This window comes from Martinezella tropici, from assembly GCF_008370325.1.
GTDB lineage: Bacteria > Pseudomonadota > Alphaproteobacteria > Rhizobiales > Rhizobiaceae > Rhizobium > Rhizobium tropici_B.
The window spans coordinates 521,696-544,858 of the sequence record NZ_VNIP01000011.1 but is presented as its reverse complement, the minus strand read 5'-3'; the positions used below and the strand labels follow the sequence as shown (position 1 = coordinate 544,858).

At 60.1% G+C, this 23,163-nt stretch carries 29 protein-coding genes; 16 read left to right on the top strand and 13 right to left on the bottom strand.

The window, feature by feature from the left end:
• Window positions 1-19 precede the first annotated feature (19 nt).
• The 4 genes from FP026_RS23580 to FP026_RS23570 all read left to right on the top strand — a co-directional run bounded on the left by FP026_RS23580 (window position 20) and on the right by FP026_RS23570 (window position 2,677).
• Entirely contained in the window at window positions 20-979 is a 960-nt protein-coding gene (locus FP026_RS23580; RefSeq protein WP_149637007.1) for a heme o synthase, read from the top strand.
• A complete protein-coding gene (locus FP026_RS30320; RefSeq protein WP_169644670.1) occupies window positions 976-1,116 on the top strand; it encodes a hypothetical protein in 141 nt (46 codons plus the stop codon). Before FP026_RS23580 ends, FP026_RS30320 begins: the two co-directional genes overlap by 4 nt.
• A gap of 9 nt (window positions 1,117-1,125) precedes the next feature.
• A complete protein-coding gene (locus FP026_RS23575; protein WP_149637006.1) occupies window positions 1,126-1,737 on the top strand; it encodes a cytochrome c oxidase assembly protein in 612 nt (203 codons plus the stop codon).
• Window positions 1,738-1,798: 61 nt separating this feature from the next.
• On the top strand, window positions 1,799-2,677 hold the full coding sequence (locus tag FP026_RS23570; protein WP_149637005.1) for a cytochrome c oxidase subunit 3: 879 nt from the start codon (window positions 1,799-1,801) through the stop codon (window positions 2,675-2,677).
• Window positions 2,678-2,738: 61 nt separating this feature from the next.
• On the opposite strand, the gene FP026_RS23565 is transcribed toward FP026_RS23570, so the two are convergent.
• Window positions 2,739-3,389, bottom strand: a complete 651-nt coding sequence (locus tag FP026_RS23565; RefSeq protein WP_149637004.1) for a chloramphenicol phosphotransferase CPT family protein — start codon at window positions 3,387-3,389, stop codon at window positions 2,739-2,741.
• 148 nt (window positions 3,390-3,537) lie between these two features.
• On the opposite strand from FP026_RS23565, the gene FP026_RS23560 reads away from it, so the two are divergent.
• From FP026_RS23560 to rnhA, 6 genes are all read left to right on the top strand, one after another.
• A complete protein-coding gene (locus FP026_RS23560; RefSeq protein ID WP_149637003.1) occupies window positions 3,538-3,957 on the top strand; it encodes a DUF983 domain-containing protein in 420 nt (139 codons plus the stop codon).
• Window positions 3,958-3,964: 7 nt separating this feature from the next.
• Entirely contained in the window at window positions 3,965-4,711 is a 747-nt protein-coding gene (locus tag FP026_RS23555; protein ID WP_149637002.1) for an SURF1 family protein, read from the top strand.
• A 336-nt stretch (window positions 4,712-5,047) separates the two neighbouring features.
• Window positions 5,048-5,374 (top strand): NIPSNAP family protein, encoded by a 327-nt coding sequence (locus tag FP026_RS23550; protein WP_149637001.1) that lies wholly within the window; start codon window positions 5,048-5,050, stop codon window positions 5,372-5,374.
• A 301-nt stretch (window positions 5,375-5,675) separates the two neighbouring features.
• Window positions 5,676-6,683, top strand: coding sequence for a 4-hydroxy-3-methylbut-2-enyl diphosphate reductase (gene ispH, locus FP026_RS23545; RefSeq protein WP_149637000.1), 1,008 nt, complete (start codon window positions 5,676-5,678; stop codon window positions 6,681-6,683).
• Window positions 6,684-6,716: 33 nt separating this feature from the next.
• A complete protein-coding gene (locus FP026_RS23540) occupies window positions 6,717-7,682 on the top strand; it encodes a homoserine kinase (RefSeq protein WP_149636999.1) in 966 nt (321 codons plus the stop codon).
• Window positions 7,679-8,119 carry a ribonuclease HI gene (gene rnhA, locus FP026_RS23535; protein ID WP_149636998.1) on the top strand — a complete coding sequence of 147 codons (441 nt, stop codon included), beginning with the start codon at window positions 7,679-7,681 and terminating at the stop codon, window positions 8,117-8,119. Before FP026_RS23540 ends, rnhA begins: the two co-directional genes overlap by 4 nt.
• Window positions 8,120-8,164: 45 nt before the next feature.
• Here the strand turns inward: rnhA and FP026_RS23530 are convergent, their stop codons facing one another.
• A complete protein-coding gene (locus FP026_RS23530; protein ID WP_149636997.1) occupies window positions 8,165-9,055 on the bottom strand; it encodes a dihydrodipicolinate synthase family protein in 891 nt (296 codons plus the stop codon).
• An 81-nt stretch (window positions 9,056-9,136) separates the two neighbouring features.
• Window positions 9,137-9,745: a LysE/ArgO family amino acid transporter gene (locus FP026_RS23525; RefSeq protein ID WP_149636996.1), complete on the bottom strand. Its 609-nt coding sequence runs from the start codon at window positions 9,743-9,745 to the stop codon at window positions 9,137-9,139.
• 164 nt (window positions 9,746-9,909) lie between these two features.
• Between FP026_RS23525 and FP026_RS23520 the strand changes: the two genes are divergently transcribed.
• Together FP026_RS23520 and FP026_RS23515 are read left to right on the top strand one after the other, a co-directional pair.
• Window positions 9,910-10,809 carry a LysR family transcriptional regulator ArgP gene (locus FP026_RS23520; protein WP_149636995.1) on the top strand — a complete coding sequence of 300 codons (900 nt, stop codon included), beginning with the start codon at window positions 9,910-9,912 and terminating at the stop codon, window positions 10,807-10,809.
• Window positions 10,810-10,934: 125 nt separating this feature from the next.
• Complete coding sequence (locus FP026_RS23515; protein WP_149636994.1) at window positions 10,935-11,243, top strand: Dabb family protein; 309 nt, start codon at window positions 10,935-10,937, stop codon at window positions 11,241-11,243.
• A 33-nt stretch (window positions 11,244-11,276) separates the two neighbouring features.
• Here the strand turns inward: FP026_RS23515 and FP026_RS23510 are convergent, their stop codons facing one another.
• The 6 genes from FP026_RS23510 to FP026_RS30785 all read right to left on the bottom strand — a co-directional run bounded on the left by FP026_RS23510 (window position 11,277) and on the right by FP026_RS30785 (window position 15,302).
• Entirely contained in the window at window positions 11,277-11,963 is a 687-nt protein-coding gene (locus FP026_RS23510) for a GNAT family N-acetyltransferase (RefSeq protein WP_149636993.1), read from the bottom strand.
• Window positions 11,960-12,454, bottom strand: coding sequence for a MarR family winged helix-turn-helix transcriptional regulator (locus FP026_RS23505; RefSeq protein ID WP_149636992.1), 495 nt, complete (start codon window positions 12,452-12,454; stop codon window positions 11,960-11,962). The genes FP026_RS23510 and FP026_RS23505 overlap by 4 nt, the downstream gene beginning before the upstream one ends.
• A gap of 149 nt (window positions 12,455-12,603) precedes the next feature.
• Window positions 12,604-13,506 carry a metal ABC transporter solute-binding protein, Zn/Mn family gene (locus FP026_RS23500; RefSeq protein WP_149636991.1) on the bottom strand — a complete coding sequence of 301 codons (903 nt, stop codon included), beginning with the start codon at window positions 13,504-13,506 and terminating at the stop codon, window positions 12,604-12,606.
• A gap of 19 nt (window positions 13,507-13,525) precedes the next feature.
• Complete coding sequence (locus tag FP026_RS23495; RefSeq protein ID WP_149636990.1) at window positions 13,526-14,398, bottom strand: metal ABC transporter permease; 873 nt, start codon at window positions 14,396-14,398, stop codon at window positions 13,526-13,528.
• The gene (locus FP026_RS23490) at window positions 14,395-15,177 is read right to left on the bottom strand and encodes a metal ABC transporter ATP-binding protein (RefSeq protein ID WP_149636989.1); all 783 of its coding nucleotides are present in this window, start codon (window positions 15,175-15,177) and stop codon (window positions 14,395-14,397) included. The genes FP026_RS23495 and FP026_RS23490 overlap by 4 nt, the downstream gene beginning before the upstream one ends.
• Window positions 15,174-15,302 carry a hypothetical protein gene (locus FP026_RS30785; protein ID WP_281408611.1) on the bottom strand — a complete coding sequence of 43 codons (129 nt, stop codon included), beginning with the start codon at window positions 15,300-15,302 and terminating at the stop codon, window positions 15,174-15,176. The genes FP026_RS23490 and FP026_RS30785 overlap by 4 nt, the downstream gene beginning before the upstream one ends.
• Window positions 15,303-15,512: 210 nt before the next feature.
• Here FP026_RS30785 and FP026_RS23485 point away from each other — a divergent pair, with 210 nt between their 5' ends.
• Window positions 15,513-15,896, top strand: coding sequence for a VOC family protein (locus tag FP026_RS23485; protein ID WP_149636988.1), 384 nt, complete (start codon window positions 15,513-15,515; stop codon window positions 15,894-15,896).
• Window positions 15,897-15,980: 84 nt separating this feature from the next.
• On the opposite strand, the gene FP026_RS23480 is transcribed toward FP026_RS23485, so the two are convergent.
• Together FP026_RS23480 and FP026_RS23475 are read right to left on the bottom strand one after the other, a co-directional pair.
• Window positions 15,981-16,466 carry a peroxiredoxin gene (locus FP026_RS23480; protein WP_149636987.1) on the bottom strand — a complete coding sequence of 162 codons (486 nt, stop codon included), beginning with the start codon at window positions 16,464-16,466 and terminating at the stop codon, window positions 15,981-15,983.
• Between the two features lie 55 nt (window positions 16,467-16,521).
• Complete coding sequence (locus FP026_RS23475) at window positions 16,522-17,349, bottom strand: protein-disulfide reductase DsbD domain-containing protein (protein ID WP_149636986.1); 828 nt, start codon at window positions 17,347-17,349, stop codon at window positions 16,522-16,524.
• Between the two features lie 140 nt (window positions 17,350-17,489).
• Here FP026_RS23475 and FP026_RS23470 point away from each other — a divergent pair, with 140 nt between their 5' ends.
• The 3 genes from FP026_RS23470 to FP026_RS23460 all read left to right on the top strand — a co-directional run bounded on the left by FP026_RS23470 (window position 17,490) and on the right by FP026_RS23460 (window position 19,576).
• The gene (locus tag FP026_RS23470; RefSeq protein WP_149636985.1) at window positions 17,490-18,095 is read left to right on the top strand and encodes a YqgE/AlgH family protein; all 606 of its coding nucleotides are present in this window, start codon (window positions 17,490-17,492) and stop codon (window positions 18,093-18,095) included.
• 95 nt (window positions 18,096-18,190) lie between these two features.
• A complete protein-coding gene (locus tag FP026_RS23465) occupies window positions 18,191-18,382 on the top strand; it encodes a CsbD family protein (protein ID WP_149636984.1) in 192 nt (63 codons plus the stop codon).
• A gap of 138 nt (window positions 18,383-18,520) precedes the next feature.
• The gene (locus FP026_RS23460; protein ID WP_149636983.1) at window positions 18,521-19,576 is read left to right on the top strand and encodes a zinc-binding metallopeptidase family protein; all 1,056 of its coding nucleotides are present in this window, start codon (window positions 18,521-18,523) and stop codon (window positions 19,574-19,576) included.
• A gap of 38 nt (window positions 19,577-19,614) precedes the next feature.
• On the opposite strand, the gene FP026_RS23455 is transcribed toward FP026_RS23460, so the two are convergent.
• Both FP026_RS23455 and FP026_RS23450 read right to left on the bottom strand, forming a co-directional pair.
• The gene (locus tag FP026_RS23455; RefSeq protein ID WP_149636982.1) at window positions 19,615-22,527 is read right to left on the bottom strand and encodes an EAL domain-containing protein; all 2,913 of its coding nucleotides are present in this window, start codon (window positions 22,525-22,527) and stop codon (window positions 19,615-19,617) included.
• A complete protein-coding gene (locus FP026_RS23450) occupies window positions 22,524-23,138 on the bottom strand; it encodes a GNAT family N-acetyltransferase (protein ID WP_149636981.1) in 615 nt (204 codons plus the stop codon). The genes FP026_RS23455 and FP026_RS23450 overlap by 4 nt, the downstream gene beginning before the upstream one ends.
• Window positions 23,139-23,163: the final 25 nt, after the last annotated feature.

Here is a 23,163-nt window from a genome sequence, read left to right as displayed (position 1 = left end):
CTGATAATTGGAAGAAAGAATGACGCTCATCGACAATCACGAAGCGCTCGCAAAGCAAGGCGATACCGGCCTGTCGGAAGCGAGTGCGCGCGATTATTTCGAGCTCTTGAAGCCGCGCGTCATGTCGCTGGTCGTCTTCACCGCTTTCACCGGTCTGGTGCTGGCCCCCGGTCACATCAATCCGGTCCTCGGCTTCATCGCCATTCTCTGCATCGCCGTCGGTGCGGGTGCCTCCGGCGCTTTGAACATGTGGTACGATGCCGATATCGACGCCGTGATGAGCCGCACCGCACGCCGGCCGATACCTGCCGGTCGCATCAAGCCAGCGGAAGCGCTGGCCTACGGCCTCGTGCTGTCAGGCTTCTCGGTGACGATCCTCGGCCTTGCCATCAATTGGCTTTCCGCTGGAATCCTCGCCTTCACCATTTTCTTCTATGCCGTCATCTACACGATGTGGCTGAAGCGTTCGACGCCGCAAAACATCGTCATCGGCGGCGCGGCCGGCGCCTTTCCGCCCGTCATCGGCTGGGCCTGTGTGACCGGCAGCGTGGCGATCGAGAGCATCGTGCTCTTCCTCATCATCTTCCTGTGGACGCCGGCGCATTTCTGGGCGCTGGCCTTGTTCAAGATGGGTGACTACGAGGCCGTCGGCGTGCCGATGCTGCCGAATGTCGCCGGCATTCCGACGACCAAGAATCAGATCGTCGTCTATGCCGTTCTGACCGCCATTGTCGGCGTCGTCCCGGCCTTCATGGGCTTTGCGAGCCTGGGCTATGGCGTCGTCGCCGCGCTGCTGGGTGCGATCTTCGTACACTGTTCCATCGCCGTCTGGCGCATGGCCGACGGCGACGTGAAGATGGTGCCGGCAAAGAAGCTTTTCGGCTTTTCCATCTTCTATCTCTTCGCGATCTTTTCCGCGTTGCTGATCGACCGGCTCGTTGCCGTGCTGATATCGAGCGGCGTTGGAGGCTGGCTATGATCGATCTGGTCAAGCTCACGGAAGCGCAGAGGAAATCGCGGCGCGGGCGCAACATAGCGCTTGGCCTTGTGCTTGCCGGCCTGGTGATCCTGTTTTACGCGATCACCATCATCAAGGTCGGCTCCGGACACGTTTGAGGAGGCGTGATGGAGGGGGAGGTCACAAAGAGCACGAGAAGCGGCGGCCGTAGCAACGGGATGATCGTTGCCATGTGCCTGAGCTTCGTCGTCGGCATGAGCGCCATGTGTGCCGCTGCCGTGCCGCTCTATCGCATGTTCTGCCAGGTGACGGGTTATAACGGCACGACGCAGCGCGTCGAGCAGGTCTCGAACGTCATCCTCGACAAGCAGATTCAGGTTTCCTTCGACGCCAATGTCGCACCCGGTCTGCCCTGGGATTTCAAGCCGCTGCAGAAGTCGGTAAGTCCGAAGATCGGCGAGACGGTCGAGGTCAGGTTCGAGATCGAGAACAAGTCGGACAAGATGGAGCGCGGCCAGGCGATCTTCAACGTCTCTCCGCTGGAAGCCGGGGTCTATTTCAACAAGGTCCAGTGCTTCTGCTTCAATGAGACGGATCTCGCACCCGGCGAAAAGCGTGAGATGTCGGTGGTTTTCTATGTCGATCCCGAGATCACCAGGGCTGTGGAAACCAAGACGATCAACGCGCTGACACTGTCCTATACCTATTACCCGCGGGAGGGCGTAAAGCCCGTGGCATCCAATGACGGCGCTGCAAAGCCGGTGGAAAAGAAACTTTGATGGAGAGTGCTTTCGGTTCGACCGGGAGCAATATGGGAAAAGTTATTCGGGGATTGCTGATATGGCCGAAGTGCATCAGAGAAAACACGATTATCACATTATCGAGCCCAGCGCATGGCCGATTACCGCGGCCCTCGGGGCCTTCGTGATCACCTTCGGCGGTGTCTGCTTCATGCGCTATCTCAATGGCGGTGCGGTGCATCTGTTCGGGATCAATTGGGCGCAGCCCTGGCTGTTCTTCATCGGCCTCGCCGTAATCCTCTACGTTATGTACGGCTGGTGGGCCGACACGATCAAGGAAGCGCATGAGGGCGCGCATACCCGCGTCGTATCGCTGCATCTGCGCTACGGCATGATCATGTTCATCGCCTCCGAGGTGATGTTCTTCGTCGCCTGGTTCTGGGCCTATTTCGACGTCAGCCTGTTCCCGAACGAGGCGATCCAGGCATCGCGCACGGCCTTCCTCGGCGGCCAGTTCCCGCCGAAGGGCGTCGAGGTTCTGGATCCCTGGCACCTGCCGATCTACAACACCATCATCCTGCTGCTGTCGGGCACGACAGTCACCTGGGCGCACCATGCGCTGCTGCATGGCGACCGCAAGGGGCTGATCCAGGGCCTGACGCTGACCGTTCTGCTCGGCGCGTTGTTCTCCTGCGTGCAGGCCTATGAATATGCCCATGCGCCGTTCGAATTCAGAAACTCGATCTATGGCGCGACCTTCTTCATGGCGACCGGCTTCCATGGTTTCCACGTGTTGGTCGGCACGATCTTCCTGATCGTCTGCCTGCTCCGCGCCATCAGGGGCGATTTCACGCCGAAGCAGCATTTCGGCTTCGAAGCGGCCGCCTGGTACTGGCACTTCGTCGACGTCGTCTGGCTGTTCCTGTTCTTCTGCATCTATATCTGGGGCAGCTGGGGCGCGCCGGTCGCGGCTGGCTGATCGGTTTCGATCTTTCGATAGCAAAAGGCGGGCGCTCAGCGTCCGCCTTTTGTTTTGGGTCTTACGTCCCCGATGCCAACCTCTCGAAAGCAGTGGGATGGTGCAAGCCTCCGGCAAGCAATCGTCGGATTTGCTCGGCACAGTCCTCAGGACCGTTCACCGACGTATCGACTTCCAGATCGTAGATACCGGGCCGATGCACTTGCTCCTGCCAGGCCATGACCGGCGTGGGGATAGGCATACCAGCCTCGACCGTCACGTAGGTGCCTTGTCTTTCCGGCCCTTCCGCCAGCCGCCGCTGCATCACGACGTCAAGCGGGCAGCGCACGCCGATGAACAAAGCGGATAGGCCCGCCAGCAGGCGGGCGCAATCGGCAAGGATACCCAGCGGTTGCGAATAGGCGTCGTGATGGCCGAATTCGGCGACGACATTCAGCCCCATGCGGCTGTGCGCGGCGATCGAGGCATAGAGTGCGGCATAAAAGCGCTGAACCAATGGCTCGAGATCGGGCCGCTCGCCGCCGGGGCGCAAGCCGATGCCCGGGCGATAGCGCGGGGGCGTCATATGCCGCACATAAGCGTCGACACCGAGATTGACCCACACGCCCTCGAATTCGGCCTGGATCACCTCGACGATGCTGCTTTTTCCGGATCGTGGCGCACCGTTCAGAATGACGACGTGGCCGGGCGGCGAGGCTTCGCTGAATGCCATGAACCTAATCCTTTTGCATGCTTTCCAGGCGGATGACGGTGATATCCGAGCTTTTCGATTGGACGGATGCGCTCATGGCGGTTACTGATGATGACAGGGGCGAGATTTATATGTTCGCCCGCAATGGCAGGCTGATAGAGACAGAACTTTGACCTCAGAGCAAGACAAGACGCCGGACGGGACGCCCCATAGCGACAGCGCTCTCTTTGCGCCCGTCGATCCTTTCAAGGTCGGCATCCAGGGATGTTGCCCGCGTTGCGGCCAGGGCAAGCTCTTCAACGGGTTATTGTCGCTGAAGCCGCGCTGCGCGGCCTGCGATCTCGACTATGCCTTCGCCGATGCCGGCGACGGTCCGGCCGTCTTCGTCATCCTGATCGTCGGTTTCATCATCATCGGTCTGGTCCTGTGGATGCAGGTCAATTATGCGCCGCCGATCTGGGTTTATATCGTGCTGTTCGCGCCGCTGACCATCATCCTGTCGCTGCTTTCCCTGCGCTGGTGCAAGGGCATTCTGATTGCGCTTCAATATCGCAACAATGCCAGCGAAGGGCGCATCAGCGGTGACTGAGGCAAGCATGCCAGCCCGTCGCGCCAATCCCTTGTGGCAGATCGGCAAGGCATTGCTCCTGCTCGTTGCTCTCGTCATCCTAATCGGGCTCGGCACCTGGCAGGTCGAGCGACTGCAGTGGAAGGAAGGCCTGCTGGCCGATATCGCCGCGCGCAAGGATGCGCCGGCCCTGCCGCTGTCGGCGATCGAGGCGATGGCTGCCTCCGGCGGGGACATCGAATATCGCGTGGTGACCGCCACCGGCCATTATCTGAACGACAAGGAGCGGCATTTCCTCGCCACCTATGACGGCGATCCCGGTTTTCATGTCTATACGCCATTGCAGTTGGTCGATGGCCGCTACGTCTTCGTCAATCGAGGCTTCGTGCCCTCCGAGGCAAAAGAGCCTGAAAAGCGCAAGCAAGGCGAACTGACCGGCGAACAGGCGATCACCGGCCTTGCCCGAGCCAAACTTACCGAACGGTCCGACGGCATGCCGGACAATGATCTCGCCAAGAACATTTTCTACTGGAAGGATCTGGACGTCATGGCGGAGAGCGTCGGCTTGCCGAAGGACAAGGTGCTGCCGTTCTTCATCGATGCCGACAAGACACCCAATCCAGAGGGCTTGCCGATCGGCGGCGTCACGATCATCGATCTGCCGAACAATCACCTGCAATATGCGGTGACCTGGTATGGCTTGGCGGTGGCGCTGGCAGCGATCGTCGCCATATCCTTGTGGCGCAAACGTCATCCGGATGCGCCGAGCCAGTGAAATCGGCAATAGAGCTGCCATGCGTAAGGCCGGCTACAAGCTAGATGACGCTCTTGCAATACTGCCGGTTCTCGATGAACGTCCATCGAGATCACATCCGGCTCGTGTAGACCGAGCTCTCTCGATCACCGATGGCTTGTCGCACAACAATAGTCGCTCATTCCAATTGAGTGAACTTGAGGTCTGAGACTGGGAGATCGACCGCCTCAGCGCCAGCAACGTCGGTAACATTCTTGGGTGAGGCGATAGGGGGCAATTCTTCGCGTCGCTTGACGCTACCCGCTGGACGAATATAGATGTTTCAATCACATGCAATCCCGTAACCTGGAAATGAGCATGATATACGAACAGAGAGTTTATCTCGCCGTTCCTGGTCGTTTCCCCGATTTACTTGCGCGCTTTCGAGTTCACACGCTCGGCATTTGGAAGAGGCTTGGTATCGAGCAAGCCGGATTCTGGACGACTGCTGTGGGCCCCGACAGCAACCAACTCACCTACTTGCTGAGGTGGGAAAGTCTAGCTGAGCGAGAGGCGAAGTGGTCCGCATTTGTCACAGACGTTGAGTGGCTGAGCGTGAGAGCTGCCAGCGAAGCTAACGGGCAGATCATCGAACGGATAGCGAGCAGTTTCCTTGTACCTACTGACTTTTCGTCCGTTCGCTGAGTGGCTTTAGCCCAGCGGTATCGCGGGCGCACGACCGCAGATACGGCACCGCTCGATAGGCACTCTTGTGGATCACCGCGCTTGTGCCGAGCTGATTGCAATCCTCATATCAAGAACGGATGAGGAACGCAAAATGACGATCCAGTTGCCAAAATGGCTTCATTTCGACGGAATATTCGTCTAGAGCATGATCCCAACAAGTGCGCAGCGGTTTTTGGATAAGAATCATGCGGACTAGATGACGCAGGCGTCGGGCAGCCTTATCTATGCTCAAGTCATCGTCGCGCATTTCGGAAGAGATATGAACGTAGCCGTTTCCAAACCTGACCTGACCATCCGGCTTTGCGGGCCGCGCGGCTTCTGCGCCGGCGTCGACCGCGCCATCCAGATCGTCGTTCTGGCGCTGAAGGCCTATGGCGCGCCGGTTTATGTCCGCCACGAGATCGTACACAATCGCTATGTCGTCGAAGGCTTGGAGGCCAAGGGCGCCATCTTCGTCGAGGAGCTGAACGAAATCCCGGCCGAGCATCGCGCCCAGCCCGTCGTCTTCTCGGCCCATGGCGTGCCGAAATCCGTGCCGGCGGACGCCGATGCGCGCAATCTCTTCTATCTCGATGCCACCTGTCCGCTGGTCTCCAAAGTGCACAAGCAGGCGATGCGCCACAATCGCCTCGGCCGCCATGTCGTGCTGATCGGCCATGCCGGCCATCCGGAAGTGATCGGCACCATGGGCCAGCTGCCCGAGGGAGCCGTGTCGCTGATCGAGACGGTGGAGGATGCTGACGTCTACCAGCCTGATGATCCCGACAATCTCGGTTTCGTCACTCAGACGACGCTCTCGGTCGACGATACCGCCGGCGTCATCGCACGCCTGCAGGAGCGCTTCCCCAATCTGACCGCGCCCGCGGCGGACTCGATCTGCTATGCCACGACCAACCGCCAGGAAGTGGTGAAGGAGGCGGCTCCGGGTTGCGATCTCTTCATCGTCGTCGGCGCGCCGAATTCCTCCAATTCCAAGCGTCTCGTCGAAGTGGCGCTCAGGGCAGGGGCGAAGAAATCCGTTCTCGTCCAACGTGCCTCGGAGATCGACTGGGACAATGTCGGCGACATCAAAACAGTCGGCCTCTCGGCTGGTGCATCTGCGCCAGAAGTCATCGTCAACGAGATCATCGAAGCGTTCCGCGCTCGCTATAATGCCGTCGTGGAACTTGCTGAAACTGTGAAGGAAACCGAGAATTTCCTCGTCAATCGCGAGCTTCGCAGTATAGAGCTGACGACATCAGACATGGCTTTCGTCAACGGCGAATAGCCGACCCAAGGCGCTCAAGTTCAGGACTGTTTCGTGGCCGTTTATACCGATATTACCGAAGACGATTTGAAGTGGTTCCTGACCGAGTATGATGTCGGCGAGTTGCTCTCCTACAAGGGCATTGCCGAAGGCGTCGAGAATTCGAACTTCCTGCTGCATACGAGCCGCGATCCGCTGATCCTGACGCTTTACGAGAAGCGCGTCGACAAAGGCGATCTGCCGTTCTTCCTTGGGTTGATGCAGCACCTTGCGAGCCGCGGCCTGTCCTGCCCGTTGCCCTTGCCGCGCCGTGACGGCGCCTTGCTCGGCCATCTCTCCGGCCGCCCTGCCGCCCTGATTTCTTTCCTCGAAGGCATGTGGCTGCGCAAGCCCGAGGCGCATCATTGCCGCGAAGTCGGCAAGGCGCTGGCCGCCATGCATATTGCCGGCGAAGGTTTCGACATCCGCCGCCCAAACGCGCTGTCGCTCGAGGGCTGGCAGACGCTCTGGGAGAAGTCCGAGGCGCGCGCCGATGAGGTCGAGGCCGGCCTGCAGGATGAGATCCGCAGCGAACTCGATTTCCTTGGAAAGCATTGGCCGAAAAACCTGCCGGAAGGCGTCATCCATGCCGATCTTTTCCCGGACAATGTCTTCTTCCTCGGCAACACGCTGTCCGGCCTGATCGATTTCTATTTCGCCTGTAACGATCAGCTCGCCTACGACGTCTCGATCTGCCTCAATGCCTGGTGCTTCGAAAAGGACCATGCCTACAACATCACCAAGGGCATGGCGCTGCTCGAGGGCTATCAGAGTGTGCGGCCGCTGAGCGCAACAGAAATCGCCGCCTTGCCGACGCTTGCCCGCGGCTCGGCGCTGCGTTTCTTCCTGACGCGCCTCTATGATTGGCTGACAACCCCGGCCGGTGCGATGGTCACCAAGAAGGATCCGATCGAATATCTGCGCAAGCTGCGCTTCCACCGCCAGATCGCTTCATCAGCCGAATATGGGCTGAAGGCATGAAGCACGTCGATATTTTTACGGACGGCGCCTGCTCCGGCAATCCCGGTCCCGGCGGCTGGGGGGCGGTACTTCGCTACGGCGAGGTGGAGAAAGACCTCTCCGGCGGCGAGGCGAATACGACCAACAACCGCATGGAGCTGATGGCGGCGATCTCGGCGCTCGGCGCCCTGAAGACGCCGTGCGAGGTCGATCTCTATACCGACAGCGTCTACGTCAAGGACGGCATCACCAAATGGATCTTCGGCTGGAAGAAGAACGGCTGGAAGACCGCCGACAAGAAGCCGGTGAAGAATGCCGAGCTCTGGCAGGCGCTGGATGAGGCCTATAACAGGCACAAGGTGACGCTGCACTGGGTCAAGGGCCATGCAGGGCACCCGGAAAACGAGCGGGCCGACGAGCTGGCGCGCAAGGGCATGGAGCCTTTCAAGAAGAAGTAGGCCCGCTGGCGATGAGATAGGAATTGCCGAGCCGCATTGAAGCGATCACATCAGGATGTGATCGAGTGCGCTTCTCACGCGCGGCTTTTCGGCTGCGGAGAGCGGCAAGATCGGGCGCGGCGGATCGATGCTGCAAAGATCGAGTGCTTCCGCAATCGCGTACATCACACGGAAGCTGCCGAACTCCTCGAACAAGCTCCATACCGGCTGGAACTTTTGATCGAGCCGTTCGGCTTCGGCGGTGTCGCCGGCTTGGGCCGCCCTTGTGAGGGCCAGTGCTTCGGCGGGCAGAAGACCGGCGATCACGCTATACCAAGCGTCGCAACCCGCCAGTAGCCCGGCCGCCGCTCCCCAATCGCCGCTATAGCCGATAGCGAAGCCCTTTGGCGTTTCCTGGCGCAGACGTGCCATCTCTCCCTGGAAATCGCCTCCTTGCGGCAAGGGCATCTTCACCGCCCCGATATTCGCCACCTTTGCCAGCCGCGCAATCAGTTCGTGGCTGAAGGTAAATTTCGTCGTGCCTGGATTGTTATAGATGCAGAGCGGGAGATCGCCGGCCTCCGCGACGGCGGCGAAATGCTGGTAGACCTCTTCCTCCACCAGCGGCGTATAGGACATGGGGGCAAGCAACAGCCCGACCGCGCCGGCAGCCTTGGCGTCGCGCGCCAATGCCTGCGCTTCGTCGGTCCGCAAGGCTCCGACACCGACGATGACAGGCATTTTGCCGCCGACACTTGTCATCGCCGCCTGCACGGCGCGCCGACGCTCGTCGCGTGAAAGAAAGGCGTAGCCGCCGGTGCTGCCGAGCAAGCCAACGGAATCGGCGCCGGCCAGATGGATGCGTTCAAGCAGACGCGTGAGCGCTGCAGTATCAACGCGTCCGGAAGCATCGGCCGGGGTAATGGGAAAGGCCGAAAGACCAGTAAAGAGCGTCATGATTGTCTTCATCCTTCATCGAGCTCCGGACAACCGCAGCGATCGAAAACCGGTTGTTTGCCCATGAATAGGCCGCGCAAGTCATATCCCGCTCAATAGTTTGGTGGCAATCATCCACATGACAAAAGCGATGAGCGTTTCCAGAATGCGCCAGGAGGCGGGTTTGGCGAAGATCGGCCTTAGCCATCTCGCGCCGAAGCCGAGCGAAAAGAAGAACAGGAAAGAGCCCGTCATGGCACCCGTTGCAAACGAAATCTCGTGCCCGGGGAACCGGGTCGAGATCGTGCCGAGCAGCACGACGGTATCGAGATAGACATGCGGGTTGAGCCAGGTGAGCGCCAGGCACATAGCAAGTGTCTGCCGAAAACTCGATGATTTCGCCTCTCCGGCAGCCAGTACCGCCGACGAACGAAAGGCGGAATGGAGGCTCCTGGCTCCATACCAGATGAGGAAGGCCGCTCCCGCATAGCGCATGACCGGATCGAGCCAGGGAAGCAGGGCGGCAATCTGCCGAAAACTCGTCACGCCAAGCACGATGAGCGCGGCATCGGAAAGCGCGCAGGCAAGACAGACGGCGAATACATGGTCGTTGCGAAGGCCCTGGCGCAGGACGAAAGCGTTTTGCGCGCCGATCGCGACAATCAAGCTAAGCCCCATCGTGAGGCCCGTCAGGTAAATCGAAAAATTCATGCTTGGAGCAATTCCAGGAAAAGTGCGAAGCGGTTTTCCGTCCGGAATTGCGCAAAAGCGAAAGACTCTAGCGAAATGCTCCGAAACGAATGAGCATTTCGGTATCGCCATATGTGGATTTAGGCTAATTAATGTTGCTAATCCCAATTAAGAAAAACTAAGCCATGCTCGACTATTCGGCTCTCCGTGCCGTCTCGATGATCGTACAAACCGGCAGCTTCGAAAAGGCTGCGGGCATTCTGAACGTGACGCCGTCAGCGGTCTCGCAGCGGGTGAAACAGCTTGAGGAGCGCCTCGGCGTCGTTCTGATCATCAGGGGCAATCCCTGCACCGCGACGGAGAAGGGCGAATGGCTCTGCCGCCATATGGAAAATGTCGGCATGCTGGAAGACGAGCTTTTCGGACGCCTGCCGACGCTCGTCGATCCGGGGGAGCCCAAGCAAAAGGTAACGCTTCACATTGCCACGAATGCCGATAGCCTCGGGACGTGGTTCGTGGAAGCCATATCGGGTTTTGCCAAACGCTCTCCCTATCTGTTGAATATCGCCATCGACGATCAGGATCATACCGCCGAATGGCTGCAGCGCGGGCGGGTGATTGCGGCCGTCACCAGCCTGGAAAAGCCGATCCAGGGATGCCGGCGCACATTCCTCGGCGCGCTCCGCTATCATGCGACTGCAAGCCCCGATTTCATCGCCCGGCATTTTAAAGCGGGCGTGACCCCGGAAGCGGTCATGAATGCACCGGCCTTGACCTTCAACCAGAAGGACAGGCTTCAAAGCCAGTGGATACGCCAGACATTCGGAAAGGATTTTGCCTATCCGAGCCACTGGCTGCCGTCGACTCAAGGCTTCGTCGATGCCAGCCTCTCAGGCATGGCGTGGGGCATGAATCCCGTCCAGCTCGTGCGGGAACATCTACAGGCCGGGCGCTTGATCGAGCTTATTCCCGACACCCCGTTGGACATTCCATTATATTGGCAGGTGAGCCGCCTCGCCGCCGATCGGCTTGCCGAATTGACGCGTGACATCATCGCAACAGCCAAATACCATCTATCGGCGTGAGCTGCGCTTCGAGCTGAACACGTTGCCATTCGCCCCGCCGCCTGGAACGCAATGTTCGCGAATCGGTGCCTTGCCCCGCTGCCCTTTCCCTCTATGCTGCTCCCGACTTCCAGGGAGATTGACTGATGATCCTGCATTGCGTTTTTCTTAGGCTCAAATCCGCCATGACACAGGACGAGAAGAGGGCGCTCTTCGAATCGGTCGCCGCCTTGCAGAAGGTCATTCCGGGCATTGTCGATTTCAAATATGGACCGAACGTCTCGCCCGAGGGGCTGCATGGCGGTTTCGCGGACGGATTTGTCGTCACCTTTGAAAGTGTCGAAGCGCGTGATGCCTATCTGGTGCATCCCGATCATGTCGCCGTCGGCGACCGGATCGTTTCGTCCACGGATGGCGGCCTGGCCGGCCTGATGGTCTTCGATTTCAATCTTTAATGAACGGGCTGTAGGCGCAGACTGCGGCCATGGTCATGCTGGCCGCCTGGGCACGACGACACGGAGGTTCATCTCGGAGCGCGAGCGGAAGCCCATCGCGTTGTAAAGCGAGATCGCAGATGTGTTCGTGGCATAGGCATGCAGGTAGACGGTTTCGTCTCTCGCTGAGATCTCGCCTGCAACGAAGCGGAAGAGCAGGGTGCCGAGGCCGCGCCCTTGAAAATCGGGATGGGTGCAAAGGCCGCTGAGTTCGGTAAAGCCAGGCTGGCGCATGCGCTGGCCGGCCATGGCAATGAGGCGACCATCGATCTTCACACCCCAAAACGTGCCGAGACTTTGGGCGCGCAGCGTAAACGGGCCGGGTTTGGTCAGCGTGGCCAGGGCAAGCATCTCTGTTGCATCGGCTTCCGTCAGCGGTTCGATCCGGCTGTCGAAGATCTGCTCATAGGGTCGTTCCGCGATCATCTGCACCAGCTTGCCTTCGGAGACGATTGCCAAGCCCTGGGGGAGTGGGAGGGGGACGGCTTCCACGAGCGCCATGATCTCGTCGGCGGCCGGCAGGCTCTGCAAGGCCTCCAGGCTTTCCGCCGTATCATCGGCAGGCGCGGCGAAAGGCACGATGGAAGGCGGATAGCGGAGAGCGAGCTCGCTGCCTTCGGCCAGCGTCGCGTGGGCGGTTCGCAGCGCGCTCCAGGCCGGTCGGTCGAGAATATGGCTCATCGTTTCTGCTCCTTGTCGGGACTGCCCCGACGGGCAAGCGGCGCTTCGGCAAGCCCGTCCTCGATTGCCGCGAGTTGTTGCAGGATCGGCCCGGAACTCTCGCCGCAGAGTTCGGTTACCGCCTGTTGGATACGCGGCCAGACGAATCGTTTCGAATAATCGATGAGTTCCTGTCCTTGCGGCGTCAGCGAGACCAGTCTTCGGCGCTGGTCTTCGGGCGAGGCCTGCATGTCGACATAACCCAGTTCCAAAAGCTGAGAGACGGTGCGCGTGGCGCCCGGCTGGGTGATGCCGACAGCTTGGGCAAGTTCGCCGATGGTAAGCGGGCCAGCCCGGTCGATCGCGGCCAGGAAGGGATATTGAGCAGACTGGAGTGAGACGCCGAGCTCCTCCATAATCTGCTGTGTGTCTGCCTGAAGTCGTTCGCCGATACGGCGAAAGCGGCTGCCGAGACAAAGGAATCCCAGCGATTTCACGATATCCTCGACCATGGCGCTTCCCAACTCCATCACATAATAAGTTATATAACTTATTATGCATTTGCCGTCAAAGCCTCAGCGCTACGGCATGCTTTGTATTGGATCTTGTCCTTGAGAGGAGGCCGCGGGCATATGTCCACGGCCATGCTTGTTCGGCTGTCTCAGCTCGATTTCGCCATCGCTGCCGCGAGTTGCTCAACGTTATAACGGAACATTTTTTCGTAAGTCGAAGCCGGTCCGTTGGCCTTGGAAAGCGATTCGACATAGAGCTCGCCGCCGGGTTCGGCGCCGGTTGCCTTGGCGACCTGCTTGACGAGGCGCGGATCGTTCGAATTCTCGAAGAAATAAGTCTTCACCTGCTCGGCCTTGATCTGCTCGATCAGCTTGGCGACCTCGGCGGCCGACGCTTCCGTTTCCGTAGAAACGCCAAGCGGCGACAGGAAGCTGACCTTGTATTCGCGGCCGAAGTAACCGAAGGCGTCGTGGCTGGTCAGCACTTTGCGGCGATCGTCCGGGATCTTGTCGAACTTGCTGTGCGCATAGGCATCAAGCTCGGTCAGAACCTTCGTGTAGCGCTCGGCATTGGCCTTGAAATCGGCGGCGTCGGCCGGATCGGCGGCGGAAAGAGCCTTTTCGATATTGGCGACCCAGACCTTCACATTGACCGGGCTGTTCCAGACGTGCGGATCGGTGATCGTCTTGCCGTCGTCGACCATGGTGCGGGTGTTGACGCCCTCGGAAGCGACAACAGGCGCTCCCTTGTAGCCGGATGCGCTGATCAGGCGGTCCATCCAGCCTTCCAGGCCCTCACCGCTGACGAACACGACCTTGGCGGCCTTCAGCGTCTTGGCATCGGCCGGCGAGGGCTCGAATTCATGGGGATCGCCGTTCGGGCCGACGAGGCTCGACACCTTCACATGGTCGCCGCCGACATGCTTGACCACGTCGGCAAGCACGGTGAAGGACGCGACGACATTGAGCGTCTCGGCGGAAGCGGGTGCAGCGACGCCGAAGGCGACGAAGACCGCCGCTGCCGCCGAGAGAAGCAGTCTCTGTTTGTTCATGCGAGTCTCCTTGTTCGGATTAGCCCCGGAGATGGGGACGGGGGAAGAACCGCCGGGCAAGGCCCGAGGGTGCGAAGAGAATGGAGAAGCCGTAGATCAGGCTGGCGGTGATGATGATGGTCGGGCCTGAAGCAAATTCGAGATGGTAGGAAGCAATAAGGCCGAGATAGCCTGAAGCCATCGCCGTACCCGTTGCGATTGTCATCATGGCAGGCAGGCTGCGCGACCAGAGCTGCGCCACGGCCGCCGGCAGCATCATCAGCCCGACGGCCATCAGCGTGCCGAGTGCCTGAAAGCTTGCCACCAGATTGAGCACGACCAGCAGCAAAAACAGGAAGTGATAGAGCGGTCCGCGTCCGCCGACGGCGCGCAGGAAACCGGGATCGAAGCATTCCATGACGAGCGGCCGGTAGATGACGGCGAGTGCGAGCAGCGTCGCCGTCGTGATCGCGCCGATCTGGTAGAGGGCAGGCGCATCGATTGCGAGAATGGTGCCGAAGAGCACATGCAGCAGATCGATGTTGGAGCCGCGCAGCGACACGATGAGGACGCCGAGCGCCAGCGAGGTCAGATAGAAACTGGCAAAGCTCGCATCTTCCTGCAGCACGGTCGCACGGCTGACGAGACCTGATAGCAGTGCCACGGAAAGGCCGGCCACGAGCCCGCCAAGCCCCATGGCCGTCAGCGACAGCGAGCCGGCAATCAAATAGCCGATGGCCGCCCCGGGCAGGACGGCATGGCTCATGGCATCGCCCATCAAGCTCATGCGCCTGAGCATCAGGAAAACGCCGATCGGCCCGGAGCCGAGGCCGAGGCAGACGCAGGCAATCAGCGCGCGCCGCATGAAGCCATAATCGGCGAAGGGCGCGAGGAAGATGTCGTAGACTGTCATTCGGCCGGCTCCCTCTTTGCCAAGCCGCCCTCGTCATGCTCCTCTTCCGGCAGGCATGCTTCGGCTTCCTCATCCCAACGTTCGGCCATGGCGCGCGCCTTGATGAGGTTCGTCGCGCTCATAACCTCTTCCGTCCCGCCCCATCCCACAAGTTCGCGGGCGATCAGGAGCGTTTCGGGGAAATAGCTTCGCACCTGATCGAAATCGTGCAGCACGGCGATGACTGTGCGTCCCTCCCGGTTCCATCGCAGCACGAGGTCGAGAAGATCGCGCGTCGTGCGTTGATCGATCGCAGTAAAGGGTTCGTCCAGCAGGATGACGCGCGCGTCCTGTAGCAGCAATCGGGCGAAGAGGACGCGCTGGAACTGCCCGGCGGAAAGCGAGCCGATATGCCGGCTTTCGAAGCCGGACAGACCGACGATGCCCAGCGCCTCGCGCGCCCGCTCGGCATCTTTTCGGGAGAATTGGCCGAAAGCGCCGGCATTCTTCCAGGCGCCGAGCATGACAGTATCGGCAACCGAAATGGGAAAGCGGCGGTTCATCTCGGCCGCCTGCGGCAGATAGCCGAAATCGTTGCGCGTCAGCACCCCTCGATCGATCGATCCGCCCGCCGGACGCAATTCGCCAATCATCGCCTTGAGCAATGTCGACTTGCCGGCCCCGTTCGGCCCGGCAATAGCCGTCAGGCTGCCGGCGGCAAAACCGCCCGAGATGTGGTGCACGGCCGGATGACGCTCATAGGTGACAGTGAGGTTGTTGAGGCGGATCAGATCGTTCATGCCAAGGCCACCGCCCAGCCGATGGCCGCCCAGAGCACCGCAATGCCGATCGCAACATAGGCAAGGCGCACCAAGGCGGAGCGCCCCATGAGGGATGGCGCGAGAGGATCACGGTCAAAAGGCATGCCGGGGCTTTCAATTATGTAATAACATTACGTGTAATAGCCAATGGAATGCGGCGAAAAAGAGGCGGAGAGTGAACGGCCCACCGTTCGCAGGGAACAAGATCGGAAATTTACAGCCGTTTCCGTTGCTGCCTTCTCGCCATGATGGCCGCAACGAGTTTATCCTCGCAATGCTAAGGTTGTGGGAGCGAGCCTGCGAGAGGAGATGTCGTGAAACTAAGATTGGAGCTATTTGTCGCCGATGTCGGTGCGTCGATAGAATTCTATTGCCAGGCATTGAGTTTCCAAGTGATTGGCGAACCAAGCAAGCAATATACAATGCTCTCGAATGGTGAGGCTGCCATCTCCGTTAATAGCCGGGAGGCCCTCGGATCCGATCATCCCTTGCTGGCTGCTAATGGCGAGCGGCTTGGCCTTGGTGTCGAAATCGTGCTGAGCGTTGCGGATATAGAGGGCTCATATGAAACGGCCAGAACCTATGGCCAACCGGTGTCTGAGCTTGCCTTGCAGCCGTGGGGCATGCGTGATTTTCGCATTATGGACCCGGACGGTTATTATATCCGTGTAACGAGCGGGCATAAGGGCACAGAGTGAGAAAGCCTGACAAATTGCCTGTGTCCCGGCATTTAAGTCGGAAGCGGGCCGCGGCGCGGCCTGCTCCCTAAATCCATGGAAATCTTAAAGCTGCTCGATCATCGCCGCAGCACCCGAAACCGTTGCCTGGCCGGGGCTTTCCTCGATGTTGAGCGTCTTCACCACGCCGTCTTCCACCAGCATGGAATAGCGCTTGGAGCGAATGCCGAGGCCGCCGGCGGAGAGGTCGACATCGAGGCCGAGCGCCTTAGTGAAGGAGCCGTCCCAGTCGGCGAGGAAATGGATCTTGCCCAGGCCGCCTGATGATTGTGCCCAGGCGCCCATGACATGCCAGTCATTGATGGCAACCACGGCGATGTCATCGATGCCCTTGGCGAGAATGGTGTCGCGGTTCTCGAGAAAGCCCGGTAGGTGATTGAGCGAGCAGGTGGGCGTAAACGCGCCGGGCACGGCAAAGAGCACGACGCGCTTGCCGGCAAACAGCTGCTCGGTGCTGATCTCGACCGGGCCGTCGGCGGTCTTTTCCTTGAAGGTGGCGGCAGGCAGCGTGTCGCCGATGGCGATAGACATGGTTCTCTCCTTGCGTCGTGATTAGGGGGCTTTTGCAGGAAACTATAGGTCCGACCTATTCGAGCGCAAGTGTGGTTTCCATGGCCCGATCACCGTCGATGACCAGAATGCCCCAGCTCTTGCCCTTCGGATCATAATTCTTCGGCAGCTTGCCGATCTCGATATCGGTCGAGAAGCTGCTTCCATCCCGCTTCGCGTTCACTTGCTGGAAGAACACATAGCCCGACGGTCCCGTCACGTAGATCATCGGCGCATCGCCGGTTGCCTCCGGCAATGCCAGCCGCAGCGAAAGCTGCTTGGCGTCGGCGGAGATTTGATAGCTCTGAACGGCGAAATCGGATGAAGGAGTTTCCGGCAGCAGCGCTTTTGCTGCATCCAGCAGGGCCAGTTCATGCGAGGTCGGCTGCCCGCCCGCCGGCAGCGGCAATGAATAATCAGCCTGGAAGGGGATGCATATTTCTTTGCAGAGGCCCACGAAAGCAGTCAGCTTGAGTTCCGCCGGTGTCTTGCCGGTGACGCGAAAATCGAGCGGCAAGGTCACCGGCGCATCATAGCCGATCTCCTTGATATTGCCGACCGTGATCTGCTTCGGCACTGGATAGCCGGCCTTTTCCAGCGTCACGCCGCTATCGGGTGCCGGCGTCACCTGGGGCGGAATTCCGCCCTGGCCGGGCTCGCGCCAATAGGTGATCCAGCCGGGTGCCGGTTCGATCTGCAAGGCGGCCCGGATATGTCCTTCCGCGTCAGGCGCAAGCGCCACCAGGCGCATGCGTCCGCCTTGATTGTCCATCCATTCGCTCATGGCGGCATGGGTCGTCGCGGCGGTGAATAGAGTGGCGGCGAACAATGCCGAGAGGCGTGCGAGAGTGCTTATTCCAATCATGAAACAAGGATTTAACGGATCGGACCGCCAGGAGCTAGCATGACGGAAGAGGGAAATGATCATTTTCAGTTGATTGATTTATGACATTGCCCCATCTTGATTACAGGCGGTGCAGTTGCAGACTGCGGTCAGGAGGCACGATGTCCCTATCGACGCTGAAGAATAGACGCGAAAGAGGTTTTCTCGACGGTCAGTTCCTGATCGCCATGCCGGGCATGGAGGATCGGAACTTCCACCGGACGGTGGTTTATATCTGTGCCCATTCCGATGCAGGTGCCATGGGTTTCGTCATCAATCGGGCCCAAAAGCTGACATTCACCGACGTCCTCTTGCATCTCGAAATGATCAAGGACGACGATGCCATCGTGCTTCCGCAAGGCGCGCGAGATTTTCCCATCCAGACCGGCGGTCCGGTTGAAAGCGGGCGCGGCTTCGTCTTGCATTCCGACGATTACCTCAGCGACAGCAGCATTCCGGTCAGTGACGATATCAGCCTGACGGCAACGCTCGATATCGTTCGGGCCATTTCCAAGGGGAGCGGTCCGAAGCGTGCGACGATGCTGCTCGGTTACGCTGGCTGGGGCGCCGGTCAGCTCGAGGCGGAGATCGGCAATAATGGCTGGCTGAACTGCCCGGCGAACGAAGAACTGATCTTCGACCGCAGCCTCGACAATAAGTATGATCGCGCCTTGGCGCTCATGGGCATCAACCCCGCAATGCTATCGCCGCATGCCGGCCATAGCTGAGCTGACTTGCACTGTTTCGGAACGAAATAGCCGCTGTGACGTTTTCCCGGCAGCGCAACGGTAATTCCGCCGTGCAAGCCAGGGAGGCATCAGACATGAGCAGCACGACCGACAAGGTATCCGGTAAGGTGAACGAAATCGCCGGCAAGGCCAAGCAGATGGCCGGCAAGGCGACCAACGACAAGGGCATGCGCGCCAAAGGCGCTGCACAGGAAGCCAAGGGTAAGGTGCAGACCGCCGTTGGCAAGGCCAAGGACAAGGTCAAAGGCGCAGTCGACCGGATGTGACCGGCCGGTTTGCATTTACCAATCCATGGTCGCTGCTCCGCCTGAATTGACGTTGTAGCAGCGATGTTGGGAGGAAGAGCCTGTTACGGAAACGTGGCAGGCTCTTTATTCTCACCGATCGTCTTTTCCGAGGGGAGCATGCGGCTTTTCACCTGTGGCCATTGTGGCCAGCCCGTCCATTTCGATAACAGGCGGTGCGTCCGCTGCGGCCATCAACTCGGCTTCGTTCCGGATCGCCTGGTGATCTATGCGCTCGACGCCGATGACGATGTGACATGGCATCCGGTTTCCGAGCCCGGGCGGCCTATGCACTTCTGCGCCAATGCCGCGCTCGACATCTGCAACTGGCTCGTCGATGCCGATGATCCTCAGCCCTATTGCGTCGCCTGCCGTCATAATCGGCTGGTACCGAATACCGATACGCAGCAGGGTATAGACCGCTGGCGGCGTATCGGTCAGGCGCAGAGGCATCTGTTCTATTCCCTGCTGCGCTGGAATTTGCCGCATCCCGATCGGCAGCAGGATCCGGATGGTGGCCTGGTGTTCGATTTCCTCGAAGATGAAGTGCAGGGTGGCACCGTCGTCCCGGCCATGACCGGCCATGAGGAAGGGCTGATCGCCATTCGTGCCGCCGAGGCGGATGATGTGACGCGCGAACAGACGCGCACCTCCATGAACGAGCCCTATCGTACCTTGCTCGGTCACTTCCGCCATGAGACCGGCCATTTCATCTGGAACAAGCTTGTCCGGGATCGGGGGCAGTTCGACGGCTTTCGCGCTGTCTTCGGCGATGAGCGCGCGGATTACGGTGCGGCGCTTCAGGCCCATTACGACATTGGCCCGCCCGCGAACTGGCAGGAGAGCTTCATCAGCGCCTATGCAAGCGCGCATCCGTGGGAGGATTTTGCCGAGTGCTTCGCGCATTATCTGCATATCGTCGATACGCTGGAAACGGCGCGTTCCTTCGGGCTGGCGATCGACCCCTATCGCTATCATGACATGGCCGCTGAGGTGGATTTCAATCCCTATGAGGCTGAAAGCGCCGAACAGCTTGTCAACGCCTGGATCCCGTTGAGCGTGGCGATCAATTCCATTCAGCGCAGCATGGGACAGCCGGATTCCTATCCCTTCATCCTCTCGCCGCCGGTAGTTGCGAAGCTCGACTACATAAGGGACCTGATCGCCACTGCCTGAGCGGCGTTGCAATCCATCAGCGCCATGTAGGGGAGGGATTAGGCGCGCTTCGTCAGCGGAAAGCGTTCCTTCAATAGACGCAGCACCGAATCCGATCCCATAGGCGGCCCGAAGATGAAGCTCTGGCCGTAAGTGCAGCCGATCTTGGCAAGCTCCAGCGCATCCTCTTCGGATTCGATGCCTTCGGCGACGACCCGCATATTGAGTTCGCGCGCCATGGAAATGACCGAGCGCAATAGGACCGCCTTCTTGTCGCTGTCGTCGCGGACCATGGCCTTGTCGAGCTTGATCGTGTCGAAGGGGAAGCGGGTGAGATAGGCGAGCGACGAATAGCCTGTGCCGAAATCGTCGAGCGCCAAGCCGATGCCGGCGTCGCGCAACTTGTCGAGCACGAGCCGCGCCTGCTCCGGATTCTCCATCACCTGCGATTCCGTCAGCTCAAGTTTGATCCGGCTCGGGTCGCAATGCGTCTTGGCGAGCAGGGCACGGATATCGTCGTAAAGTTCGTTGTTGAGCAGCTGCACGCTGGAAAGATTGATGGAGACGAACAGCGGCAGGTCGCCGGTCTGTCGCTGCCAGGCCTTCAGGTCGTTGGTCGCCTGTTCGAGCGCGAACATGCCGAGCGGGCCGATAATGTCGGAGGCCTCCGCGATCGGAATGAATTCCGTTGGCGGAATATTGCCGCGCTTGGGATGCTCCCAGCGCATCAGCGCCTCGAAGCCTGCGACCTCGGCATCTTCCAGGCGGACGATCGGCTGATAGACCAGCGAAAGTTCCTTGCGTTCGACGGCACGGCGCAGATCGGTTTCGAGCTGCAGCCGGTCGGTGCCGAAGCTGCGGAAGGCCGGTTGGAAGGGCTCGACGCGATTACCGCCGGCGCGTTTGGCGCGATACATGGCAAGTTCCGCATCGCTCAGCATGCCGGCCGCATTTTCCTGCTGGTCGACCCAAGACGTCAGCCCGACCGATGCCGTCAGGATGATCTCGCGATTGGCGAAATTGATCGGCACCATGATCGCCTTGCTGATCGCATCGGCAAAATCCGCGACCTTGGCCGGATCGCGTTCGGAAACGAGGATGAGGCCGAACTGGTCGCCGGAAAGGCGCGCCAACGTATCCTGCGGCTTCATCAGCCGGCGAAGGCGCCGCGTCAGCGCGATAAGAATATTGTCGCCCGCCGCGAAGCCAAGGGTATCGTTGACGAGCTTGTAGCGGTCGATGTCGATGACCATGACTGTCGGCCGGAGCTGATTGCCATCCGATGCGAACGTCAGAACGGCCTGCAGGCGGTCGAGGAAGACCTGGCGGTTCGGCAATCCGGTGAGATTGTCGTGCACCGCATCATGCAGCAGCCGCTCGACAGAATTCTTCTGCTCGGTAATGTCGACGATCGTGCCGACGCAGCGAATGATCTCACCGTTCGACCCCAGCACCGGCCGGGCGCGGATCGACAGCCAGTGGAAATGCCCATCCTCCGCGCGGATGCGGAATTCGTGGTTCAGCCGGCCGCGTCGATGCTCCAAAAGCACGTCGAGCGTCGCGCGAAAACGGTCCCGGTCATCGGGATGCAGCCGCGGCAGCCAGTTGCGCGCCGCGCCATGCATGGTGCCGGGCGAAAGACCGAGCTTCATCGAGATATCTGGCGTCGTCACCACGCGGTCGCGCGCCACGTCCCAGTCCCAGACGGTGTCGCCGGAGCCGGTCAGCGCCAGGGATTGCCGCTCCAGATCCGAGAATAGGCCCTGCTGGAAGGCGCCGCCGGCAAAGGCATGCTGCATGACGGTGAAGCCGATCAGCAAGACGATGAGGACGAGGCCGCCGCCGAGGGCTGGCTGGATGATGTCGTTGTCGAGCTTGCCCATGACCGTCATCCAGGACCCAAACAGCCAGACGAGGATCAGCGCCCAGGCGGGCACGAGCAGGATGGCACGGTCATAGCGGCTGAAGCCGAGATAGATGATGAGCAACAGGCCCGCCGTCGCCGTCAGCGCCAGCGATAGCCGTGCAATGCCGGCCGCGATCGAAGGATCGTAGATCGCGACGCCGAAGAGCAGGGCAAGGCCGAGCACCCAGGCGAGCGTCACGTAGCCGAGATGCGCATGCCAGCGATTGAGATTGAGGTAGGTGAACAGGAAGATCACCAGGCTCGACGCGAGCGCCACCTCCGCACAGGCGCGCCATATTCGCTGGTCGCCGGAGGTTATGGTGATGAGCTTGCCGAGGAAGCCGAAGTCCACGCAGATATAGCCGAGCACCGCCCAGGCGAGAGCCGCCGTCGCCGGCAGCATCGACGTGCCCTTGACCACGAAAAGGATGGTCAGGAACACCGCCAGCAGGCCGGCGATGCCGAGCACGATGCCGCGATAGAGCGTGAAGGCGTTGACCGTATCCTTGTAGGCGTTCGGTTCCCAGAGATAGAGCTGCGGCAGGTTCGGCGACGAAAGCTCGGCAACGAAAGTGACGACGGCGCCAGGGTTCAGCGTGATGCGGAAGACATCGGCCTCGTCGCTTGGCTGACGGTCGAGCGCGAAACCTTCGCTCGGCGTGATCGCGACGATGCGCTGCGAGCCGAGATCGGGCCAGAAGACCTTCGAATTCACCAGGCGGAAATGCGGGGCGACGATCACGCGCTCCAGCTGCTCTTCGGAAACGTTAGCGAGCGCGAAGACCGCCCAGTCGCCCTGGTGGTTCGGCGAGGAGGAGCGGACCTCGATGCGGCGCCGGATGCCGTCGGCCCCGGCGGCCGTCGAAACCTGAAAGGCCTCGCCTTGATTTCGGTAGATCTCCGTCGTCGCCGTCAGGTCGAGAGCGGTATCGTCGCGCGAAATCTTCACGGGTTCTGCCGCATGCGCCATTCCGGCAATCAACAGCATCACGGTGGCCGCAAGCGTTGCGATAACGGCATATAGCCGCCGGGCCATAGTCCCCGTCTGGGTGAATCCGGCGATCATCGCTGGCCGAGGCTTCGGTTCGGGTTGGTGTCGGACACCAACCTTGAAAACATCACATGGTCGCGCCACTGACCGTTGATTTTAAGATAACCGCGCAAATGACCTTCCCGCTGGAAACCGGCTTTTTGCAAAAGCCGCATGCTACGCTCATTGTCCGGAATACAGGCTGCTTCAATTCGGTGCAACTCAAGTCCGGAAAAGATATAGGGTATAACCAATTGAAGTGCGGCGAACATATGGCCCTGACCGGAATAGCGTTCGCCCATCCAATATCCGATCATGCAGCTCTGCGCGGCACCGCGGCGAATATAGCCGATCGTAATCCCGCCAACCAGCGTCATGTTTTCCCTGAGGAAGATGAACAATGGTATGGCCTGGCCGGAGCTATATTCCTGCTTTCCGCGGATGATGCGGGCCCGATAGGCGCCCTCCGTCAGCTCGTCATGTCGCCAGGTCGGCTCCCAGGGTTCCAGGAAGCGGCGGCTCTCCGCCCGGAGCTTGTGCCATTGGTTGAAATCGGAGTAGCGCGGCAGGCGCAGCAAATATGTATCGTTTTCGAGTTCAACCGCGTCCGAATGACGTGAGAGAAACCGAAAGACAGATTTTTGCATGCCGCCAAGCACTCCCCCGAGAATT

What these genes read in the sequence shown, in the direction of transcription:
- FP026_RS23565 (WP_149637004.1), bottom strand. Translation starts at nt 3,389, where the DNA reads ATGGCATTCAGCGAAGCCTCGCCGCCCGGCCACGTCGTCATTCTGAAC.
- rnhA (WP_149636998.1), top strand. Translation starts at nt 7,679, where the DNA reads ATGAAGCACGTCGATATTTTTACGGACGGCGCCTGCTCCGGCAATCCC.
- ispH (WP_149637000.1), top strand. Translation starts at nt 5,676, where the DNA reads ATGAACGTAGCCGTTTCCAAACCTGACCTGACCATCCGGCTTTGCGGG.
- FP026_RS23505 (WP_149636992.1), bottom strand. Translation starts at nt 12,454, where the DNA reads ATGGTCGAGGATATCGTGAAATCGCTGGGATTCCTTTGTCTCGGCAGC.
- FP026_RS30320 (WP_169644670.1), top strand. Translation starts at nt 976, where the DNA reads ATGATCGATCTGGTCAAGCTCACGGAAGCGCAGAGGAAATCGCGGCGC.
- FP026_RS23490 (WP_149636989.1), bottom strand. Translation starts at nt 15,177, where the DNA reads ATGAACGATCTGATCCGCCTCAACAACCTCACTGTCACCTATGAGCGT.
- FP026_RS23580 (WP_149637007.1), top strand. Translation starts at nt 20, where the DNA reads ATGACGCTCATCGACAATCACGAAGCGCTCGCAAAGCAAGGCGATACC.
- FP026_RS23515 (WP_149636994.1), top strand. Translation starts at nt 10,935, where the DNA reads ATGATCCTGCATTGCGTTTTTCTTAGGCTCAAATCCGCCATGACACAG.
- FP026_RS23575 (WP_149637006.1), top strand. Translation starts at nt 1,126, where the DNA reads ATGGAGGGGGAGGTCACAAAGAGCACGAGAAGCGGCGGCCGTAGCAAC.
- FP026_RS23555 (WP_149637002.1), top strand. Translation starts at nt 3,965, where the DNA reads ATGCCAGCCCGTCGCGCCAATCCCTTGTGGCAGATCGGCAAGGCATTG.
- FP026_RS23465 (WP_149636984.1), top strand. Translation starts at nt 18,191, where the DNA reads ATGAGCAGCACGACCGACAAGGTATCCGGTAAGGTGAACGAAATCGCC.
- FP026_RS23520 (WP_149636995.1), top strand. Translation starts at nt 9,910, where the DNA reads ATGCTCGACTATTCGGCTCTCCGTGCCGTCTCGATGATCGTACAAACC.
- FP026_RS23470 (WP_149636985.1), top strand. Translation starts at nt 17,490, where the DNA reads ATGTCCCTATCGACGCTGAAGAATAGACGCGAAAGAGGTTTTCTCGAC.
- FP026_RS23500 (WP_149636991.1), bottom strand. Translation starts at nt 13,506, where the DNA reads ATGAACAAACAGAGACTGCTTCTCTCGGCGGCAGCGGCGGTCTTCGTC.
- FP026_RS30785 (WP_281408611.1), bottom strand. Translation starts at nt 15,302, where the DNA reads ATGCCTTTTGACCGTGATCCTCTCGCGCCATCCCTCATGGGGCGCTCC.
- FP026_RS23480 (WP_149636987.1), bottom strand. Translation starts at nt 16,466, where the DNA reads ATGTCTATCGCCATCGGCGACACGCTGCCTGCCGCCACCTTCAAGGAA.
- FP026_RS23460 (WP_149636983.1), top strand. Translation starts at nt 18,521, where the DNA reads ATGCGGCTTTTCACCTGTGGCCATTGTGGCCAGCCCGTCCATTTCGAT.
- FP026_RS23525 (WP_149636996.1), bottom strand. Translation starts at nt 9,745, where the DNA reads ATGAATTTTTCGATTTACCTGACGGGCCTCACGATGGGGCTTAGCTTG.
- FP026_RS23495 (WP_149636990.1), bottom strand. Translation starts at nt 14,398, where the DNA reads ATGACAGTCTACGACATCTTCCTCGCGCCCTTCGCCGATTATGGCTTC.
- FP026_RS23550 (WP_149637001.1), top strand. Translation starts at nt 5,048, where the DNA reads ATGATATACGAACAGAGAGTTTATCTCGCCGTTCCTGGTCGTTTCCCC.
- FP026_RS23510 (WP_149636993.1), bottom strand. Translation starts at nt 11,963, where the DNA reads ATGAGCCATATTCTCGACCGACCGGCCTGGAGCGCGCTGCGAACCGCC.
- FP026_RS23570 (WP_149637005.1), top strand. Translation starts at nt 1,799, where the DNA reads ATGGCCGAAGTGCATCAGAGAAAACACGATTATCACATTATCGAGCCC.
- FP026_RS23530 (WP_149636997.1), bottom strand. Translation starts at nt 9,055, where the DNA reads ATGACGCTCTTTACTGGTCTTTCGGCCTTTCCCATTACCCCGGCCGAT.
- FP026_RS23455 (WP_149636982.1), bottom strand. Translation starts at nt 22,527, where the DNA reads ATGATCGCCGGATTCACCCAGACGGGGACTATGGCCCGGCGGCTATAT.
- FP026_RS23475 (WP_149636986.1), bottom strand. Translation starts at nt 17,349, where the DNA reads ATGATTGGAATAAGCACTCTCGCACGCCTCTCGGCATTGTTCGCCGCC.
- FP026_RS23450 (WP_149636981.1), bottom strand. Translation starts at nt 23,138, where the DNA reads ATGCAAAAATCTGTCTTTCGGTTTCTCTCACGTCATTCGGACGCGGTT.